Annotated in this window: 2 protein-coding genes; both read left to right on the top strand. The window is 74.7% G+C overall.

What is annotated here, in order from left to right; genetic code table 11:
* Positions 1 to 6 precede the first annotated feature (6 nt).
* A complete protein-coding gene (locus tag B9S64_RS32355; protein WP_109492189.1) occupies positions 7 to 11,877 on the top strand; it encodes a type I polyketide synthase in 11,871 nt (3,956 codons plus the stop codon).
* Positions 11,878 to 11,974: 97 nt separating this feature from the next.
* Positions 11,975 to 22,351 carry a type I polyketide synthase gene (locus B9S64_RS32360; RefSeq protein ID WP_375153036.1) on the top strand — a complete coding sequence of 3,459 codons (10,377 nt, stop codon included), beginning with the start codon at positions 11,975 to 11,977 and terminating at the stop codon, positions 22,349 to 22,351.
* Positions 22,352 to 22,370 lie beyond the last annotated feature (19 nt).

The raw sequence follows: 22,370 nt of genomic DNA on the forward strand, positions 1-22,370 counted from the left end.
CTCCCGATGGTGAACGACGACAAGCTGAGGGACTACCTCAAGCGTGTGACGGCGGACCTGCACCGCACCCGCAGGCGCCTGACCGAAGCGGAGGAAGCGGTCCGTGAACCCGTCGCGGTCGTCGCGATGAGCTGCCGCTACCCCGGCGGCGTACGGTCCCCCGAGGACCTGTGGCGCCTGGTCACCGACGGCACCGACGCCATCACCGGCTTCCCCCGCGACCGGGGCTGGGACCTCGACCACCTGGACGACCCGGAACAACTGCGCGAGGGCACCAGCCACACCGCCCTGGGCGGCTTCCTCGACGACGTCGGGCACTTCGACTCCGGATTCTTCGGGATCTCCCCGCGCGAAGCGCTCGCGATGGACCCGCAGCAGCGGCTCCTCCTGGAAACCACCTGGGAGGCGTTCGAACGGGCCGGCATCGACCCCACGACCCTGCGGGGCAGCAGGACCGGTGTCTTCGCCGGAGTGATGTACCAGGACTACGCGGTACGGCTGCGCCAGGTCCCCGACGACGTGGCCGGCTACGTCGGCAGCGGCAGCTCCGACAGCGTCGCCTCGGGCCGCGTCGCCTACACCTTCGGCCTGGAGGGCCCGGCGGTCAGCATCGACACCGCCTGCTCCTCCTCGCTGGTCGCCATCCACCTCGCCGCCCAGGCCCTGCGGGCCGGCGACTGCGCCCTGGCCCTGGCCGGGGGCGCCATGGTCATGTCGACACCCGTCCCGTTCGTGGAGATGAGCCGCCAGGGCGGCCTGGCCCGGGACGGCCGCTGCAAGTCCTTCGCCGCCGACGCCGACGGCACCGGCTGGGGCGAGGGCGTCGGCATGCTCCTGCTGGAACGCCTCTCCGACGCCCGCCGCAACGGCCACCCGGTCCTGGCCCTGATCCGCGGCACCGCCGTCAACCAGGACGGCGCCAGCAGCAGGCTCACCGCCCCCAACGGCCCCGCCCAGCAGCGCGTCATCCGCCACGCCCTGGCCAACGCCGGACTCACCGCCGCCGACGTGGACGTCGTCGAGGCGCACGGCACCGGCACCCCACTGGGCGACCCGATCGAGGCCCAGGCCCTGCTGGCCACCTACGGGCAGGACCGCGCGGACGGTCAGCCGCTGCTGCTCGGCTCGCTGAAGTCCAACATCGGGCACACCCAGGCGGCGGCCGGCGTCGGCGGCGTCATCAAGACCGTCCTCGCCCTGCGGCACGGCACCGTCCCGCCCACCCTGCACGCGCAGGACCCGTCCCCGCAGATCGACTGGACCGCGGGCGCGGTACGCCTGGTCACCGCGAACACCCCCTGGCCCGAGACCGGACGGCCGCGCCGGGCAGCGGTCTCCTCCTTCGGTGTCAGCGGCACCAACGGACATGTCGTCCTGGAACAGGCGGACGAAACCGCGGACTCCGCGGACCCCGCGGACCCCGCCGAGCGGGGAGAACCGGCCGCCCCGGCCGCCTCCGGAGACGCCGCCGGCCAGGACGCGGCCCGGCCCACCCCGGACCCCGACGGCGCACCGCCGCCCGTCCTCCCCTGGGTGCTCTCCGGACGCACCGCCGACGCGCTGCGCGCCCAGGCCGCACGGCTCCGCGACCACCTCGGCGCCCACCCCGGACCCGGCCCGGCCGAGGTCGGCCACGCCCTCGCGACGACCCGCGCCACGCACGAGCACCGGGCCGTGCTCATCGGGGCCCACCCTGACGAGTTCCTGGGCGGCCTCGACGCCCTGGCGGCCGGCCGCACCGCCCCCGGCCTGGTCCGGGGCACCGCCGGAACCGGCGGCCAGGTCGCCCTGGTCTTCCCCGGACAGGGATCCCAATGGGCCGGCATGGCCGTCGAACTCCTCGACTCCGCACCCGCCTTCGCCGCCCGCGTCGCGGACTGCGAGCGCGCCCTGGCCCCCTTCGTCGACTGGTCCCTGGAAGCCGTCCTGCGCGGCGCCCCCGGCACCCCGCCGGCCGAACGCGTCGACGTGGTGCAGCCGGTGCTGTGGGCCGTCATGGTCTCCCTGGCCGACCTGTGGCGCTCTCACGGCATCACCCCCGGCGCCGTCATCGGCCACTCCCAGGGCGAGATCGCGGCGGCGTGCGTCGCGGGTGCCCTCTCCCTGGACGACGCCGCACGGATCGTCGCCCTGCGCAGCCGGGCGATCCGCGCCCTGTCCGGCCGCGGCGGCATGGCCTCGGTGGCCCTGCCCGCCGAACAGGTCGCCGAACACCTCGCGCCCTGGGACGGCCGGCTCTCCGTCGCCGCCGTCAACGGCCCCTCCTCCACCGTCGTCTCCGGCGACACCGACGCGCTCGACGCGTTCCTCGACCTGACGACGGCCCTGGACATCCGCAGCCGGCGCATCCCCGTCGACTACGCCTCGCACAGCGCCCACGTCGAGGACATCCGTACGGAACTGCTCGCCCAGTTGGACGGAGTGACCCCGCGCCCGGCCGCCGTCCCGTTCTACTCCACGGTCAGCGGCGCCCTGCTGGAGGACACCTCCGTCCTGGACGCCGACTACTGGTACCAGAACCTGCGCGGGACCGTCCGCTTCGAACAGGCGACCCGTGCCCTGCTCGCGGACGGCTACCAGGTCCTGCTGGAGAGCAGCCCGCACCCGGTGCTCACCGTCGGCATGCTGGAGACCGTCGAGGACGCGGGCGCCGACGCCACCGCCGTGGGCACCCTGCGCCGCGACGACGGCGGCCCGCGCCGGTTCACCGAGTCCCTGGCCGAACTCCACCTGCGCGGAGTGTCCCCCGACTGGGACACCGTCTTCGCCGACCGCCGCCCCGGACGGGTGGAGCTGCCCACCTACGCCTTCCAGCGCGAGCCGTACTGGCTGGAGGACGGCGCCGCGCCCGCCGCCGACGTCACCTCCGCCGGACTGACCCCCGCGGACCATCCTCTGCTGGGCGCCGTCGTGGTCCTCGCCGACAGCGACGGCCTGCTCCTCACCGGCCGTCTGTCGGCCCGTACCCACCCGTGGCTCGCCGACCACGCCGTCGGCGGCCGGATACTGTTCCCGGGCACCGCCTTCCTGGAACTCGCGCTCCAGGCCGGAGCCCGCACCGGCTGCCCCCGGGTCGAGGAATTCACCCTTGAAGCACCCCTGGTGCTGCCCGAGCACGGCGGCACCGTGCTGCGCCTCACCGTGGGCGCCCCCGACTCCCGGGGCCACCGCCCGCTCAGTCTGCACTCCCGGCCGGACACACCCGCCGACGGTGACCCCGACGAGGACGAGTGGACCAGGCACGCCGAAGGCGTCCTGGCCCAGGACGGCGCGGAAGGCACCGAGGCCGACGGGCCGATGCCCTGGCCGCCGCCCGGCGCCGAACCCCTCGCCCTCGACGGACTGTACGACCGCTTCGCGGCGGGCGGATTCTCCTACGGCCCCGCCTTCCAGGGCCTGCGCGCGGCCTGGCGGCGCGGCGACGAGCTGTTCGCGGAGGCCGTCGTGCCCGCCCCCGACGCTGCCCGCTTCGGCCTGCACCCGGCCCTGCTGGACGCGGCCCTGCACGCCACCGGCGTGCCCGGCACCCCCGGCGCGGACGCCCACCCCGAGGGGCGGCTGCCGTTCTCCTGGAACGGCGTGACCCTGCGTGCCACCGGCGCCGACGCGATCCGCGTCCGGCTCGCCCCGGCGGGACCCGACGCGGTGACGCTCGCCGTCGCCGACGCGACCGGCGCCCCCGTGGCGACCGTGGACGCGCTGGTCCTGCGGCCCGCCGGCTCGGTCAGCCCCGGCGCCGACCGAGCACCCCAGGGCCGCCGCCGCCACCGGGACCTCTACACGCCGGAGTGGGTCACCGCACCCCCGCGCGGCAGCGGCGCATCCGTCCACCGCACCACGGACCTGGCCACGCTTCCGGCCGCCGTCGACGCCGGAGCCCCGGTGCCCGAAACGGTCCTGCTCGTCCGCACGGAGCCCGTGGACACCGCCGGACCGGCCGCGGCGGTCCGCGCGGCCGTCCACCAGGCACTCACCGATGTCCGGACCTGGCTCGCCGACGACCGCTTCGCCGGCGCGCGCCTGGTGTTCGCCACCCGGGGCGCCGTGAGCACCGGGGAGCGGGAGGACGTACGCAGCCTGGCGCAGAGCGCGATCTGGGGGCTGGTCCGTTCGGCCCGGTCCGAACACCCCGGGCGCTTCGCCCTGCTCGACCTCGACGCCGACGACGAGCACGGCACCGCCGCGGGCGTCGCCGCGGCCCTCGGCTCGGGGGAACCGGAGTGTGCGGTCCGCGGCGACGACGTCCGCGTACCCCGGCTGACCCGGGTCCTCAGGAACGACCCGGACCTCTCGGACGGGGCGGGCGGGCCCCTCCGGGCCTTCGACCCGGACGGCACGGTCCTCGTCACCGGCGGCACCGGCCTGCTCGGCTCCCACGTCGCCCGCCGCCTGGTCACCGGGCACGGTGTCCGGCACCTGCTGCTGCTCTCCCGTGGCGGCCCGGCCGCCGCCGGAGCCGGGGAACTGCGGGCCGAACTCGCCGCGCTGGGGGCCGAGACCGCCGTCGTCGCCTGCGACGCGGCCGACCGGGCCGCCCTGGCCGCCGTACTCGCGGACCTGCCGCCCGCGCACCCGCTGACCGCCGTGGTCCACACCGCGGGCACCCTCGACGACGGCGTCGTCACCGCGCTCACCCCCGAACGCGTGGACGCCGTACTGCGCCCCAAGGCCGACGCCGCCCTCCACCTGCACGAACTGACCCGTGACCTCGACCTCACACACTTCGTGCTCTTCTCCTCGGCCGCGGGCACCTTCGGCGGCCCCGGACAGGCCAACTACGCCGCCGCCAACGCCTTCCTCGACGCCCTCGCCGTCCGGCGCCGGGCGGCGGGGCTGGCCGGCCAGTCCCTGGCCTGGACCCTGTGGGAGCAGCCCAGCGGCCTCACCGGACACCTGGACGAGGACGACGTACGCCGCCTCGCCCGGTCCGGGATGCCACCGCTCTCCACCGAGCGGGGACTCGCGCTCTTCGACACCGCCCTCACCGTGGACCGGGCCGCCCTGGTCCCGATGCGCCTCGACACCGCGGCCCTGCGGTCCGCGGCCGCCGACGGCACCCTCCCGCCGCTGCTGCGCGGCCTGGTGCGTACACCGCCGCGCCGGGCGGCCACGGCCGCGGAGACGGCGTCCGACGACAACGCCCTGCGGCGGCGCCTCGCGGCCCTCGACGCCGGTGGACGGACCCGGCTGCTCGTCGAACTCGTCCGCACCCACGCGGCAGCCGTCCTCGGCCACACCTCCCCGGACACCCTCGACTCCGGACGGGCCTTCCGCGAACTGGGATTCGACTCGCTGGCCTCGGTGGAACTGCGCAACCGCCTGAACGCCGCCACCGGCCTGCGGCTCCCCGCCGGCCTGGTGTTCGACCACCCGACCCCAGCGGCGCTCGCGGACTTCCTGGGCACCGAACTCACGGACACGGAAGCGGCCACGGCCGTCATACCCTCCCTCCCCGCGAGGCCGGCCGACCGGAACCCGGACGCGGACGACGACCGGATCGCGATCGTCTCCGCGGCCTGCCGTCTCCCCGGCGGCGTCCGCTCACCCGAGGACCTGTGGCGGATGCTGGCCGAAGGCCGCGACGGCATCTCCGGGTTCCCCACCGACCGGGGCTGGAGCCTGGACACGCTCTACGACCCCGATCCCGACCGCATCGGCACCTCCGTCACCCGCGACGGCGGCTTCCTCCACGACGCGGCCGACTTCGACGCGGAGTTCTTCGGTATCTCGCCGCGCGAGGCCCTGGCCATGGACCCGCAGCAGCGACTGCTCCTGGAAACCACCTGGGAACTCTTCGAGCGCGCTGCCATCGACCCGTCCACCCTGCGCGGCGCCCCGGTCGGCACGTACGTCGGCCTGATGCAGCAGGACTACGCCGCCCGGCTGCTGCCGTACATCCCCGAGGACGTCGAAGGATTCCTCGGCACCGGCAACTCGGGAAGCATCGTCTCCGGACGCCTGGCCTACTTCTTCGGCCTGGAAGGCCCTGCGGTCACCGTGGACACGGCCTGCTCGTCCTCCCTGGTGGCACTCCACCTCGCGGTACGGGCGCTGCGGTCCGGCGAATGCTCGCTGGCCCTCGCCGGCGGCGTGAACGTCATGTGCAGCCCCGAACTCTTCGTGGAGTTCAGCCGTCAGGGCGGGCTCGCCCCGGACGGCCGCTGCAAGTCCTTCGCCGCGGCGGCCGACGGGACCGCCTTCGGGGAGGGCGTGGGGATGCTGTTGGTGGAGCGGTTGTCGGACGCGCGGCGTCTTGGTCATCCGGTGCTGGCGGTGGTGCGGGGTTCGGCCACGAACCAGGACGGTGCGAGCAACGGTCTGACGGCGCCGAGCGGTCCGTCGCAGCAGCGGGTGATCCGTGCGGCGTTGGCGGACGCGGGACTGACGGCGTCGGACGTGGACGTGGTGGAGGCGCACGGTACGGGGACCAGGCTGGGTGACCCGATCGAGGCGCAGGCGCTGCTGGCGACGTACGGGCAGGACCGGCCCGAGGACCGGCCGGTCTGGATCGGCTCCCTGAAGTCCAACATCGGACACACCTCGGCAGCCGCCGGAGTGGCAGGGGTCATCAAGTCGGTGCTCGGCCTGCGGCACGGCGTGATGCCCAAGACGCTGCACGTGGACGGCCCCACACCCGAGGTGGACTGGTCGGCGGGGGCCGGACGCCTGCTGACGGAGGCCCGTACGTGGGACGACACGGGCCGTCCGCGCCGGGCGGGTGTGTCGTCCTTCGGCGTCAGCGGCACCAACGCCCACGTCATCCTCGAACAGGCCCCGGCCGACCCGACAGTTGCCGCGGACACGCTCGTTGACGAGCCCGGGACACCGGAGACCGCACCCGCCGCCGTCCCCTTGCTCCTCTCGGCGCGCACTCCGGAGGCGCTGCGCGCCCAGGCCGCGGCGCTGTCGGCCCGGATCGGAGACGGGTCCGGCGTCCGCGCGGCGGACGTGGCCTTCTCCCTGGCCACGGGCCGCGGCGCGCTGGGACACCGCGCGGTGCTGGTGGGCACGGAGGAGAACCTCGCCGAGCACCTGACCGCACTGTCACAGGGTGCTGCGGTGTCCGGCGGCGGGTTGGTTTCCGGTCGTGCGGTGTTGGTGTTTCCGGGTCAGGGTTCGCAGTGGGTGGGGATGGCCGCTGAGTTGTTGGCTGGCTCGGGGGTGTTCGCGGGGCGGATGGCTGAGTGTGAGCGGGCGTTGGCGCCTTATGTGGACTGGTCGTTGGCGGAGGCGTTGGGTTCGGAGCGTTTGTTGTCACGGGTTGATGTGGTGCAGCCGGTGTTGTGGGCGGTGATGGTGTCGTTGGCGGAGGTGTGGCGGTCGTTCGGTGTGGTTCCCGATGCCGTGGTCGGCCACTCCCAGGGTGAGATCGCGGCCGCTTGCGTGGCGGGCGGCCTGAGCCTCGACGACGGTGCCCGCGTGGTCGCGTTGCGGTCTCGTGCGGTGGGGGCGCTGGCGGGTCGGGGTGGTATGGCGTCGGTGTCGTTGCCGGTGGGGGAGGTGCGTGGGCGTCTGGCTGGTTGGAGTGGTCGGTTGTCGGTGGCGGCGGTGAACGGGCCGTTGTCGACGGTGGTGTCGGGTGACGCGGACGCGGTGGCGGAGTTGGTGGAGGGGTGTGTGGGGGAGGGGGTGCGGGCGCGGGTGATCGAGGTGGATTACGCGTCGCATTCCTTGCATGTGGAGGAGATTCGTGAGGGGTTGCTTTCGGATCTGGCCGGGGTTGTTCCGGTGTCGGGTTCGGTGCCGTTCTTTTCGACGGTGACGGGGGGCTGGCTGGATACGAAGTCTTTGGATGCCGGGTACTGGTACCGGAATCTTCGGGAGACGGTCGAGTTCGGGAAGGCGACGGAGGTGTTGTTGGGGGAGGGGTTCCGGTTCTTCGTCGAGGCCAGCCCGCACCCCGTGTTGTCGGTTGCGGTGGGGGAGTCGGTGGAGGCCGCTGGTGTGGATGCCGTGGTGTTGGGGACGTTGCGGCGTGGCGAGGGTGGTCCGGCTCAGATGTTGCGTGCGGTGGGTCGTGCGTGGGAGCGGGGGTTGGGGGTTGACTGGTCGGGGGCGTTTCCGGGGGCGCGGCGGGTCGAGTTACCGACGTACGCATTCCAGCGCAACCGCTACTGGCTCGACGTCCCGACCACGAGCTGGGACGTCGCCTCGGCGGGTCTCGCCGCCACCGGGCATCCGCTGCTCGGTGCGGCGACGGAGGTCGCGGACTCCGACGAGCTGCTGCTCAGTGGCCGGATCTCGCTGCGCACCCATCCCTGGCTCGCCGACCACGCCGTGTCGGGCGTCGTCCTCTTCCCCGGCACGGCCTTTCTCGAACTCGCGCTGCGCGCCGGGGCCGAGGCGGGCTGCCCGGTGGTCGAGGAACTCACCCTCGGATCGGCGCTCGTACTCCCGGACGAGGGAGCCGTCCACCTACAGCTCCGGGTCGCCGCGCCCCACGGCGACGGCCGGCGGAGGCTCAGTGTGTTCGCCCGTACGACACGGGACACCGACACGCCCTGGACCGAGCACGCCACCGGCACCCTCGCACCCCGGCCCGCCGGGGACCCGGCCGCGGCCGGTCTGCTGAGCTGGCCGCCGTCCGGTGCCGAACCCGTGGACATCGGCGACCTCTACGAGCGCTTCGCCGAGGCCGGGTACCACTACGGCCCCGCCTTCCGTGGCCTCCGTGCCGCGTGGCTCCGTGGCGGCGAGGTGTTCGCCGAGGTGGTGCTGGAGGAGCCACAGCACGCCGACGCCGCCGGATGCGCGCTGCACCCCGCGCTGCTGGACGCGGCCCTCCAGATCGCCGCGCTGCTGCCCGACCAGGACGGCCGGGCCCGGCTGCCCTTCAGCTGGAACGGTGTGATCAGCGGGGTCACCGGGGCCACCACGCTGCGCGTACGGCTTGCCGCCGACGCCCCGGACGCCGTGACCCTGCACGCCCACGACCTGTCCGGCCGGCAGGTGCTCGGAGTGGAGTCCCTGCTGCTGCGGCCTCCGGCCGAGGGCGGGCCGCTCTCCGCGACCGCCCACGCCGACCTGCTGTACCGCCTCGACTGGACCCCGGCCGCCGACCCGGCCGACAGCGCCGCGCCCACCTGGGGCGCCCTCGCCGGCGCCGTCCCCGGCGCGGTGTCCTGGCAGGACCTCGACGCCCTGGGGGCCGCCCTCGGAGCGGGCGCCGCCCTTCCCGAGGTGATCGTGGCGGCCGTCGCCACCACCGACCTGCCCGACCCCGCCGACCGGGTCCGCGCCACCGCACACCAGGGCCTCGCCCTCGTACAGCGGTGGCTGGCCGACGAGCGGTTCGCCGCGGCCCGGCTGGCCCTGCTCACCAGGGACGCGGTCCGTACCGGCCCGGCCGACCGGCCCGTCGATCCGGCCCAGGCCGCCCTGTGGGGCCTGGTGCGCAGCGCGCGGGCCGAGCACCCCGGGCGCTTCGTCCTCATCGACGCGGCCGGGACCGGCGAGCCGGCGGATGCCCTGTCCGGGGCGCTCGCCACCGAGGAACCCGAACTTGCCCTGCGAAACGGCCTGTTGCTGCCACGGCTGGTCCGCGGCGGCCGGGCGGACGGCACGCTGTCCCTGCCGGACGGCGCCGCCTGGCGGCTCACCTCCGACGGACGGGGTTCCCCGGAGGACATCACGGCGGAGCCCGCTCCCGAGGCCCACGCCCCGCTGGGCAAGGGCGAGGTACGGATCGCGGTACGCGCCGCCGGGCTGAACTTCCACGACGTCATCGCCGCGCTCGGCCTGGACCCCGACCCCGGACAACAGGGCCTGGGCAGCGAGGGCGCCGGAACCGTCATCGAGGTGGGCCCCGGGGTGGACGACCTGGCGCCCGGGGACCGGGTGATGGGGATCTTCGGCAGCGCGTTCGGCCCGACCGCCGTCGCCGACCGCCGTACCGTCGCCCCGATACCGGCGGGCTGGTCCTTCGCCCGCGCCGCGTCCGTGCCGGTGGTGTTCCTCACCGCCTACTACGGCCTGTTCGACCTCGGGGGGCTGCGGCGCGGGGAATCGGTACTGGTCCACGCGGCGGCCGGCGGTGTCGGCATGGCGGCGGTGCAGCTCGCCCGGCACGCCGGTGCGCGGGTGTTCGCGACCGCCTCCCCGGCCAAGTGGGATGTCCTGCGGGCCGGCGGACTGGACGACGCGCACCTCGCCTCGACCCGGACCACCGACTTCGCCGAGAGGTTCCTGACGGCCACCGGCGGGCGGGGCGTCGATGTCGTACTCGACAGCCTGGCACGGGAGTTCGTGGACGCCGGTCTGCGGCTGCTGCCGAACGGCGGCCGGTTCGTGGAGATGGGCAAGACCGACGTCCGCGACCCCGAGACGGTCGCCCGGCAGCACCCCGGGGTGCGCTACCGGGCGTTCGACCTGATGGAGGCCGGTCCGGAGCGCATCGGCGAGATGCTTGCCGACGTCCTGGACCTGTTCGGGCAGGGGGTGCTGCGTCCCCTGCCCGTCACTGGCTGGGACGTTCGGCAGGCCCCGGCCGCCCTGCGCTCGCTCAGCCAGGCCCGAGGCGTCGGCAAGAACGTCCTGCTGCTGCCCGCTCCGCCGGACCCCGAAGGGACCGTCCTGGTCACCGGGGCCACCGGCACCCTGGGGCGGCTCCTGGCCCGGCACCTGGTCGTCGCGCACGGCACCCGGCACCTGCTGCTGGCGGGCCGCCGGGGCGGCTCCGCCGACGGGATGCCGGAGCTGGTGAGGGAACTGACCGGGCTCGGGGTGTCGGTGACCGTCGCCGCCTGCGACGTCGCCGACCGCGCCGCGCTCGCCGCCCTGCTCGGGTCGGTGCCCGCCGCGCACCCGCTGACCGCAGTCGTCCACGCGGCCGGTGTCCTGGACGACGCCACGATCGCCGGGCTGACCCCGGACCGGCTCGACCGGGTCCTGCGGCCCAAGGCGGACGCGGCGCTGGCCCTGCACGAACTCACCCGGGACCTCGACCTCGCGGCGCTGGTCCTGTTCTCGTCGGGCGCCGCCCAGTTCGGCGCGGCCGGCCAGGCGAACTACGCCGCTGCCAACGCGGTCCTCGACGCCCTGGCCGCCGAACGCCGGGCCGAGGGACTGCCCGGCCTGTCCATCGGCTGGGGCCTGTGGGAGGAGCGCAGCGAGATGACCGCCGCGGTCACCGCGGGCCGGGGTGCCGGGGCGGGCGCGCTGACCTCGGCGGAGGGCCTTGCCCTGTTCGACGCGGCGCTGGAATCCCCGTACGCCTACCGGCTCGCGGCCAGGATCGCCCCGTCCGTACTGCGGGCGGACGATCGGCTGCCCGCCGTGCTCCGCGGCCTGGTCCGCCCCGCCCGTACCGGCGCCGCCTCCGCCGCGGAACCGGCCCGCTCGATGGCACGGCAGCTCGCCGAGCTGCCCGAGGCCGAGCTGTACCGGACCCTGCTCGACCTGGTGCGCGGCAACGCCGCGGCGGTGCTCGGCCACAGTTCGCCGGACCTGATCCGCCCGGCCCGCCCGTTCAAGGACGTCGGCTTCGACTCCCTCACCGGGGTCGAACTGCGTAACCGGCTGATGTCCTCGACCGGGCTGCGGCTGCCGGCCGCGCTCGTCTTCGACCACCCCACCCCGGAGGCGCTGGCCCGCCACCTCGCCGAGCGGGCCACCGCCGCCCGCCCGACAGGCGACGCGGCGGTCCGGGCCGGGCTCGACACCCTGGAGACCCTGCTCGACGCCCTGCCGCCGGGCGGCGTCAGCGACGAACTCGCCGCCCGGATACGGGATGTGCTGACCCGTCCGCTGCCCGGCGGGACACCGGCCACCACCGCCCGCCCCACGGGCGACGCGGACGACCTGGCCCCCGACCTGATCGAGTCGGCCAGCGACGACGAGGTCTTCGACTACATCGACCGGCAGTTGGGGTCCGCATGACCAGGACACCGGTCCGCGCACCCCGCGCACCCCGCGACGAGACCCGCGCATCCCGAGACGAGACCCGAGCATCCCGAGACGAAAGCAGCGGTGTCCAGTGAGCGACCAGAGGATGCGCGACTACCTCAACCGGGTGACCATCGACCTGCGGGACACCCGGCAGCGGCTCCGTGACGCCGAGGCCCGCACGAGCGAGCCGATCGCGATCGTGGCGATGAGCTGCCGCTTCCCCGGCGGTGTCCGCACCCCGGAAGACCTGTGGGAACTGCTCGCCGAAGGCCGCGACACCGTCACGGCCGTCCCCGGCGACCGGGGCTGGGAGACCGCCTGGCCGTCCGGCGGCACGGTCCCCGGACGCGGGGCGTTCCTGGACGGTGCCGCGGACTTCGACCCGGAGTTCTTCGGCATCTCGCCCCGCGAGGCGGTCGCGATGGACCCGCAGCAGCGGCTGCTGCTGATGGCGGCCTGGGAGGCCGTCGAGCAGGCCGGCATCGACCCGCTCACCCTGCGGGGCAGCCGTACCGGGGTGTACGCCGCGGCCATCGACCAGGGGTACGCGACGCTGGGCTCCGGAGCCGCCGAAGCCGTCCAGGGGTTCCTGATGACGGGGAACTCGATGAGCGTGATGTCCGGGCGGGTGTCCTACGCGCTCGGTCTCGAAGGCCCCGCCGTCACCGTGGACACCGCCTGTTCGGCCTCGCTGGTGGCCCTGCACCTCGCGACGCGCGCCCTGCGGGCCGGTGAGTGCTCGCTCGCGCTCGCCGGAGGGGTCAGCGTGATGGCGCTGCCGGCGGTGTTCGTCGAGTTCAGCAGGCAGGGCGCGATGTCCCCCGACGGCCGCTGCAAGCCGTTCGCGGCGGCCGCGGACGGCACCGGCTGGGGCGAGGGCGTGGGGATGCTGCTGCTGGAGCGGCTGTCGGACGCGCGCCGCCACGGCCGTACGGTGCTGGCGGTGCTGCGCGGCTCGGCGGTCAACCAGGACGGCGCCAGCAACGGCCTGACCGCCCCCAACGGCCCCTCCCAGCAGCGGGTGATCCGGGCGGCGCTCGCGGACGCGGGCGTGACCGCGTCCGAGGTGGACGTGGTGGAGGCGCACGGCACCGGCACCACCCTCGGCGACCCGATCGAGGCCGACGCGCTGCTGGCCACCTACGGCCAGGACAGGCCCGCCGGGCGTCCGCTGTGGCTGGGGTCGCTGAAGTCGAACATCGGGCACACCCAGGCCGCCGCCGGGGTCGCCGGGGTCATCAAGACGGTGCTCGCGCTGCGGCACGGTGTCCTGCCGCGCACGCTGCACGTGGACACGCCCACTCCGCACGCCGACTGGTCCTCGGGCGCCGTCGAACTCCTCACCGAGGCCCGCGACTGGCCCGCCGTCGACCGGCCGCGCCGGGCCGGGGTGTCCTCGTTCGGCATGAGCGGCACCAACGCGCACGTCGTCCTGGAACAGGCACCGGAGCCGGAACCGGCCGACGGACCGGAAGCGACCGACGGACCGGAAGCGGTGACCGACGGGCCGGACAGCGGGGCCGTGGCGTCGGCGGAGCCGGCGGGCGCGCCCGGAGCCGTGTCGGCCTGGGTGCTGTCCGGCCGCACCGCGTCCGCGCTCGGGGACCAGGCGGCCCGGCTGCGCGCCCGGCTCGCCACGGATGTGTCCGCACGGCCGGCCGACATCGGGTTCTCGCTGGCGACCACGCGGTCCGCCTTCGAACACCGGGCCGTGGTGATCGGCGACGGGTACCCCGCCCTGCTGAGCGGGCTCGCCGCCCTGTCCGGACCGGGCGCGGCCCCAGCTCCCGCCCCGGCCACGCCCGCCGACGTCGTCGCGGGCAGCGGCCGGGTCGTCGAGGGCCGGACGGCACTGGTGTTCCCCGGTCAGGGCTCCCAGTGGGCCGGTATGGCACGGGACCTGCTCGCCACCAGCCCCGCCTTCCGGGACACCCTCGCCGCTTGCGACGCCGCCCTCTCCGCCCATGTCGACTGGCGGCTCCCCGCCGTCCTGGAGGGCGCGCCCGGGGCACCCTCCCTGGAACGGGTGGACGTGGTGCAGCCGGCGCTGTGGGCGGTGATGGTGTCACTGGCCGCGCACTGGGAGTCCTGGGGCGTCCGGCCCGACGCCGTGGTCGGGCACAGCCAGGGAGAGATCGCCGCCGCCGTGGTGGCGGGAGCCCTGAGCCTGCCGGACGGGGCGCAGGTCGTCGCCCTGCGCAGCCGGGCCATCCGGGCGCTGGCCGGACTCGGCGGCATGGTCGCGATGTCCCTGCCCGAGGACGAGGTCCGCGCCGAGATCGCCCCCTGGGCCGAGAAGCTGTCGGTGGCCGCCGTCAACGGGCCCGCCGCCGTGGTGGTCTCGGGGGAGACCGGGGCCCTCGCCGAACTGCTCGCCCACTGCGCGGCACAGGGCGTACGGGCCCGGTCCGTACCCGTGGACTACGCTTCGCACTCGGCCCAGGTCGAACGGATCAGGTCCGAGGTGCTGGCCGCGCTGGCCGATGTACGCCCGCTCCCGGCCCGGATCCCGCTGTACTCCACCGTCACCGGCGACCGGCTCGACACCACGGCCATGGACGCCGACTACTGGTACCGCAACCTCCGTGGGACCGTCCGCTTCGACGCGGCCGTACGGTCCCTGGTCGAGCAGGGCCACGAGGTCTTCGTGGAGGTGTCGCCGCACCCGGTGCTGACCATGGCCCTCCAGGACACCGCCGAGGCCACCGGCACCGCGGAGCCGCCCGTGGTCGTCGGCACCCTCCGCCGCGACGACGGCGGTCCGCGCCGCGCCCTGCGCTCGGCCGCCGAACTGTGGGTGGCGGGCGCGGCCGTCGACTGGTCCGCGGTGTACGCCGGCACCGGCGCCCGCCCGACCGCCCTGCCCGGATACCCCTTCCAGCTGCGGCGCTACTGGCTGGAGCCGGAGGCGGCGCCCGGCACCGGACCGGACACCACCGACCCGCACGACACCGCCTTCTGGCACATGGTCGAGCACGAGGCCCCGGCCGAGATCGCCGCCCATCTCGCCGTCGACGAGGACGCCCTCGCCCCCGTGCTCCCGGCCCTGCGCGGCTGGCGCACACAGCGGCGTGACGAGAGCGTCATCGACTCCTGGCGCTACCGCGTCGGCTGGCAGCCCCTGCCCGACCCGCCGGCCGCCGGCCCCGCCGCGGGCACCTGGCTCGTCGTCCTTCCCACCGGACACGACGACGCACGGGTACGGGGCACGCTGCTCGCCCTCACCGAAGCGGGCGCCACCGTCGTCACGGCCGAACTCACGGCCGACGCCGTCCGCCGCACAGACCTCGCGGACACACTCGCCACCGCCCTCGGCGACCGCGTCCCGACGGGCGTGCTGTCGCTGCTGGCCGCCGCCGACCAGCCCCACCCCGATCACCCGGCCCTGCCCACCGGAACAGCACTCACCGTCACCCTGGTGCAGGCCCTGGGCGACCTCGCCCTCACGGCACCCCTCTGGTGCGCCACCGCCGGGGCCGTGTCCACCGGCCCGGACGACCCGGTCACCCGCCCCCGCCAGGCACTGGTCTGGGGCACCGGACTGGTGGCCGCGCTGGAACTGCCCGCCCGCTGGGGCGGACTCATCGACCTGCCGCCGGACCTCGACGCCCGCGCCAGGACCCGGCTCGCCGCCGTACTGACGGCCTCCGGCCCCGGCACGGACGGCATCGGCCGCGAAGACCAGCTCGCCCTGCGCCCCACCGGCATCCTGGCCCGCCGCCTCCGGCGCGCCCCCCGGAGCGACCACCCCACGAGGCACTGGAAGCCCCGCGGCACCGTCCTGCTGACCGGCGGCACCGGGGCCGTCGGCCCGCACCTCGCCCGCTGGCTGGCCCGCGGCGGCGCCACCCACCTCGTCCTGCCCGGCCGCCGCGGCCCCCAGGCACCCGGCTCGGCCGAACTCGCCGCGGAACTGGCCGCCCTGGGCGTACGACTGACCCTGCCCGTCTGCGACCTGGCGGACCGTCAGGCGGTAGCGGCGCTGCTCACCGGCCTGGAGACGGCGGGCGACCCGGTCACCGCGGTCGTCCACGCGGCCGCCTTCGTCGCGCTCGCCCCCCTGGACGGCACACCGATGTCCGCGTTCGAACAGATCGTCGCCGCCAAGGCCGCCGGCGCCGAACACCTCGACGCCCTGCTCGACCGCGAACTCGACGCCTTCGTCCTGTTCTCCTCCATCGCCGGGGTCTGGGGCAGCGGCGACCACGGCGCCTACGCCGCTGCCAACGCCTACCTCGACGCCCTGGCCCAGCACCGCCGGGCCCGCGGCCTCACCGCCACCACCATCGACTGGGGCATCTGGCAGGCCGAGAACCCCTGGCAGGACCGCGTCGCCGGAGAGGACGCCGACCTGTTCAAACTGGAGCAGCACGGCCTGCCCCGGATCGCCCCCGACCTCGCCGTCCACGCCCTGCGCCAGGCGCTGGACGACGACGAGACCGTACTCGCCGTCGCCGACGTCGACTGGGAACGGTTCGCCGCCGTCTTCACCTCCGCCCGCCCCAGCCCGCTGCTCACCGGCATCCCGGAAGCCCGCCGCGCCCTGGAGGCCGCGACCGGAGACCCGGAGGCACCCACGGCCGCGCTGCTGCGCCAACGGCTCGCCGCCCTCGGCGAATCCGAACAGCACCGCCTGCTGCTCGACCTGGTCCGCACCCACGCCGCAGCCGTCCTCGGCCATGCCACAGTGGACGCGATCCGCCCCGGCAGGGCCTTCCAGGACATGGGCTTCGCCTCCCTCACGGCGGTCGAACTCCGCAACCGGCTCAACGCCGCCACCGGACTACGGCTGCCGTCCACCCTGATCTTCGACCACCCGTCGTCCACCGCGCTCGCCCAGGAGATCCGCACCGAACTGCTCGGCCGACAGGCCACCGAGCCGCGCAGCTCCGACCCGGACCCCTCCGCCCCGGACGCCGCCGCGCACCCGCCCGCGCGCGACGACGAGCCGATCGCGATCGTGTCCATGGCCTGCCGCTTCCCCGGCGGCATCGGCACCCCGGAAGACCTGTGGCGCCTGCTCGCCGACGGCGGCGACGCCGTCTCCGACTTCCCCACCGACCGAGGCTGGGACGTCGAAGCCCTCTACGACCCCGACCCCGACCACCCCGGCACCTCGACGACCCGGCGGGGCGGCTTCCTCCACGACGCGGCCGACTTCGACGCGGAGTTCTTCGGTATCTCGCCGCGCGAGGCCCTGGCCATGGACCCGCAGCAGCGACTGCTCCTGGAGACCACCTGGGAGGCGATCGAGCGCGCGGCCATCGACCCGGCCGCCCTGCGCGGCAGCCGCACCGGAGTGTTCACCGGCGTCAACTACGCCGACTACGCGGCCGTCGTCGCCCAGTCGGACGAAGGCGACGGCCACCTGCTCACCGGCAGCGCACCCAGCGTCGTATCCGGCCGGGTCGCCTACACCCTAGGCCTCGAAGGCCCCGCGGTGACCCTCGACACGGCCTGCTCCTCCTCACTCGTCGCCATGCACCTCGCCGGCCGGGCGCTGCGCGGCGGTGACTGCTCGCTCGCTCTGGTCGGCGGCGTCGCCGTGATGGCGACCCCCGGCGCCCTCATCAGCTTCTCCCGTCAGCGGGGACTCGCCGAGGACGGCCGCTGCAAGGCGTTCTCGGACGACGCGGACGGCATGGGCATGGGTGAGGGCGTCGGCGTCCTCCTGCTGGAGCGACTGTCGGACGCCCGCCGCAACGGACACCCGGTACTGGCGGTGGTACGCGGCTCCGCCGTCAACCAGGACGGCGCCAGCAACGGCCTCTCCGCCCCCAACGGCCCCTCCCAGCAGCGGGTGATCCGTGCGGCGTTGGCGGACGCGGGGCTGACGGCGTCCGAGGTGGACGTGGTGGAGGCGCACGGCACCGGCACCACCCTCGGCGACCCCATCGAGGCGCAGGCCCTGCTGGCCACGTACGGCCAGGACCGGCCCGCCGACCGGCCCCTGCTGGTCGGCTCCCTCAAGTCCAACCTCGGCCACGCCCAGGCGGCATCGGGTGTGGCAGGGGTCATCAAAACGGTGCTGTCCATGCGGCATGGGCAGGTGCCCCGCACCCTGCACGTCGGCAGGCCCTCCGGCCACGTCGACTGGACGCGCGGAGCGCTGGCCCTCGCGACCGAGCAGCAGCCCTGGCCGTCCCACGGTCGCCCCTTCCGGGCCGGAGTGTCCTCCTTCGGCCTGAGCGGCACCAACGTCCACACCATCCTCGAACACACCCCCCTTGAAGACGACGGCCCGACGGCCGAGTGCACCCCCCTGCCGGCGGTGCCCTGGCTGCTGTCGGCGAAGAGCCCGCAGGCACTGCGTTCCCAGGCCGACCGCCTGCGCCGCCACCTGGACGGCAGCCCCGGATCCGACCCACGCGACATCGGGTCCGCCCTGCACGCGCGCACCGCCTTCGAGTACCGGAAGGCACTGATCGGCGACCGGGAGCAACTCACCACTCTGCTGGGCCAGATGGCCGACGACGACTCGGGGGCGTGGGACGGCGGTCGCATGGTCGACGGTCGTGCGGTGTTGGTGTTTCCGGGTCAGGGTTCGCAGTGGGTGGGGATGGCTGCGGAGTTGTTGGGTGGGTCGGGGGTGTTCGCGGGGCGGATGGCTGAGTGTGAGCGGGCGTTGGCGCCTTATGTGGATTGGTCGTTGGCGGAGGCGTTGGGTTCGGAGGATTTGCTGTCTCGGGTTGATGTGGTGCAGCCGGTGTTATGGGCGGTGATGGTGTCGTTGGCGGAGGTGTGGCGGTCGTTCGGCGTCGTTCCGGATGCCGTGGTGGGTCATTCGCAGGGTGAGGTTGCCGCGGCGTGTGTGGCGGGTGGGTTGAGTTTGGAGGACGGGGCGCGGGTGGTGGCGTTGCGGTCTCGTGCGGTAGGGGTGTTGGCGGGTCGGGGTGGTATGGCGTCGGTGTCGTTGCCGGTGGGTGAGGTGCGTGGGCGTCTGGCTGGTTGGGGTGGTCGGTTGTCGGTGGCGGCGGTGAACGGGCCGTTGTCGACGGTGGTGTCGGGTGACGCGGACGCGGTCGCTGAGCTGGTGGACGGATGTCTCGCTGAAGGTGTGCGCGCGCGGTTGATCGAGGTGGATTACGCGTCGCATTCCTCTCATGTGGAGGAGATCCGCGAGCGGTTGCTTTCCGATCTGGCCGGGGTTGTTCCTGTCTCAGGTTCGGTGCCGTTCTTTTCGACGGTGACGGGTGGCTGGCTGGATACGAAGTCTTTGGATGCCGGGTATTGGTATCGGAATCTTCGGGAGACGGTGGAGTTCGGGAAGGCGACGGAGGTGTTGTTGGGGGAGGGGTTCCGGTTTTTCGTGGAGGTCAGTCCGCATGCGGTGTTGGGTGTGGCGGTGGGGGAGTCGGTGGAGGCCGCTGGTGTGGATGCCGTGGTGTTGGGGACGTTGCGGCGTGAACAAGGCGGCCTGGAGCAGGTGTTGCGTGCGGTGGGTCGTGCGTGGGAGCGGGGGTTGGGGGTTGACTGGTCGGGGGCGTTTCCGGGGGCGCGGCGAGTCGAGTTACCGACGTACGCCTTCCAACGCAACCGCTACTGGCCCGAGCCGGCGCCCACTACGGCGGCCGATGTGGGCTCGGCCGGGCTCGACCCGGCCCACCACCCCGTCCTCGGAGCGGCCATCGAGCTGGCCGACACGGGTGAACTGCTGCTCAGCGGCCGGATCTCGCTGCGCACCCATCCCTGGCTCGCCGACCACGCCGTGGCCGGTACGGTCCTGCTGCCCGGCGCGGCCTTCGCGGAACTCGCCGTACGCGCCGCGGACGAGGCCGGATGCCACACGGTGGAGGAACTGACCCTCCAGTCACCGCTGTTGATACCCGCCGACACCGCCGTCCGCCTGCAAGTGCGGGTCGGCGCCGCGGACGGTTGCGGCAGCCGCTCCCTGGACCTGTTCTCCTGCCGCGAGGACGCGACGTCCCCGCACTGGACCGCGCACGCCACCGGCGTACTCACCGCCGACGCCGGGACCCGCAAGCCGCCGCCCACACCGGACGACGCCGGCTCCTGGCCCCCTCCCGGCGCCGTCCCGGTCCCCGTCGACGACCTGTACGAGCGGTTCCACGCCTCCGGTTACGGCTATGGACCCGTCTTCCGCGGGCTCACCCGTGCCTGGCGCCGAGGCGACGAGATCTTCACCGAGGCGCACCTGCCCGAGGACCAGCACCGGTCCGCCTCCGCCTTCGGCGTGCATCCCGCCCTCCTGGACGCTGCCCTTCAGGGACTGTTCCTGCGCGCTCGGCCGGAAACCGGACCGGGCCCGGACCGGCCGTCCGCCGGACTGCCGTTCTCTTGGAGCGGAGTGAGGCTGCACGCCTCCGGAGCCACCGCGCTCAGGGTACGACTCGGCTTCCGGCCGGACGGATCGGTGTCGATCGACGCGACCGACCCGAACGGCCTCCCGGTCGCGTCGGTCGAGGCGCTCGCCGTCCGCCCGATCGACCTCGACGCCCTCCGCCCGAGCGGCGGCCCGGAATCCCTCTACCGGCTGCGGTGGTCGGCGGCGCCCGCCACCGCACCCGCCGACCCCCTCGGACACCGGGCCGTCCTCGGCGGCGGGGAACTCTTCCCGGACAGCCATCCGGACCTGGCCGCGCTCGGTGCCGCGCTGGACGGGGGAGCGCCGTCGCCCGCCGTGGTGCTGGCCTGGTGCGACCACACCCCGCACCGTCCGTCCCCGCCCGACGCCGCATCCGTACACACCGCACTGGACGACGCCCTGCGGCTCGTCCAGGACTGGCTGGCCGACCCGCGTTGGGACGACGGCACCCGGCTCGTCCTCGTCACCCGGGGCGCGGTCTCCACGGCAGCCGGTGAGCAGATCACCGACCTCACCGGCGCCGCGGTCCGCGGCCTCCTCCGCTCCGCCCAGTCCGAGCACCCGGACCGCTTCCTGCTGATCGACACCGACGACCCGGCCGCCGTGACGGGCCTGCTGCCCCGGGCGCTTGCCGGAACGGAACCCCAACTGGCGATACGCGACGGCCAACTCCTCGCCGCCCGTCTCACCAGAGCCACCCTCCCCACGGACCCGAACCCGAACCCGGCCACGGACCCGCTCGCGGGCTCGCGCCCGGACCTGGACCTGGACCCGGCCCTCGCCCCTGACACTCCGTCCGGTATCGCCGCGCCCGGGGGAACCGTCCTCGTCACCGGGGCCGGCGGCGCGCTCGGCGGCCTGGTGGCGCGGCACCTCGTGACCGCGCACGGGGTACGGAACCTGCTGCTCGTCGGCAGGCGCGGCGCGGACGCCCCGGGCCTGGCCGACCTCGCCGCCGAACTGCGCGGACTCGGCGCCCGGGTGGACGTGGAAGCGTGTGACGTCGCCGACCGGGACGCGCTCGCCACCCTGCTCGCCGGCATCCCCGCCGATCGTCCGCTGAGCGCGGTCGTCCACGCGGCCGGCGTCCTGGACGACGGGACGGTCGAGTCGCTGACCCCCGCGCGGATGCGCCACGTACTGCGGCCCAAGGTCGACGCGGCTCTCCACCTGCACGCCCTCACCCGCGATCTTCCGCTGTCGGCCTTCGTCCTGTTCTCCTCCGCGTCCGCCACGGTCGGCAACGCCGGGCAGGGCAACTACGCGGCCGCCAACGCCTTCCTCGACGCCCTCGCCCAGCACCGCCGGGCCCTGAAACTGCCCGCCCAGTCACTCGCCTGGGGCCTGTGGGCGCGCCGCAGCACCATGACCGGGACGCTCACCGCCTCTGACCTGCGGCGCATGTCCCAGGGAGGCACGGCGGCCATCGGCAGCGAAGAAGGTCTGGCGCTGTTCGACGCGGCCCTCACCCTGGACGAACCGCTGCTCGTACCGGTCAAGATCGACCTCGGTCGGCTCCGGACGGCGGCCCGGACCGCGCCCGTCCCGGCCCTGCTCTCCGCCCTGGTCCCCGGCACCGTACGCCGTCCCGCCTCCGGGGCGGACGCCGCCGAAGCGGACTCGCTGCGCCGTCGGCTGACCGGTCTCACCCCGGGGGAACGCGTCGCCGACCTGCTCGACCTGGTACGGAGCCGGGGCGCCGACATCCTCGGCCACGGCGGAGCTGGGACCATCGACCCGGACCAGCCGTTCAAGGACCTCGGCTTCGACTCGCTCACGTCCGTCGAACTCCGCAACCGGCTCAGCGCCGCCACCGGCCGCCGGCTGCCCGCGACCCTGGTCTTCGACCACCCCACCCCGGCCGCCGTCGCCGGCTACCTCGCCGGGCGCCTGGTGCCCGACGGGCCGGGCGGCCCCACCGCCACGGGGAAGGAGGCCGGGACGCCGGTCCGTGAGGACCACGAGATCAGCTCCCTGCTCGCCGCGATCCCACCCGCAGCACTGCGCCGGGCCGGTCTCCTCGACGCGCTCCTGGACCTCGCCGATCGGCCGGAGGCACCGGCTCCCGCCGCCGACGACATCAAGGGCATGGCCGTCGACGAACTCGTCCGGATGGCCCTGGGCGGCGAACGTGACTGACCGACAGCCGCAGAAGGAG

It is taken from the genome of Streptomyces sp. SM18, from assembly GCF_002910775.2.
GTDB lineage: Bacteria > Actinomycetota > Actinomycetes > Streptomycetales > Streptomycetaceae > Streptomyces > Streptomyces halstedii.

What these genes read in the sequence shown, in the direction of transcription:
- B9S64_RS32355 (WP_109492189.1), top strand. Translation starts at nt 7, where the DNA reads ATGGTGAACGACGACAAGCTGAGGGACTACCTCAAGCGTGTGACGGCG.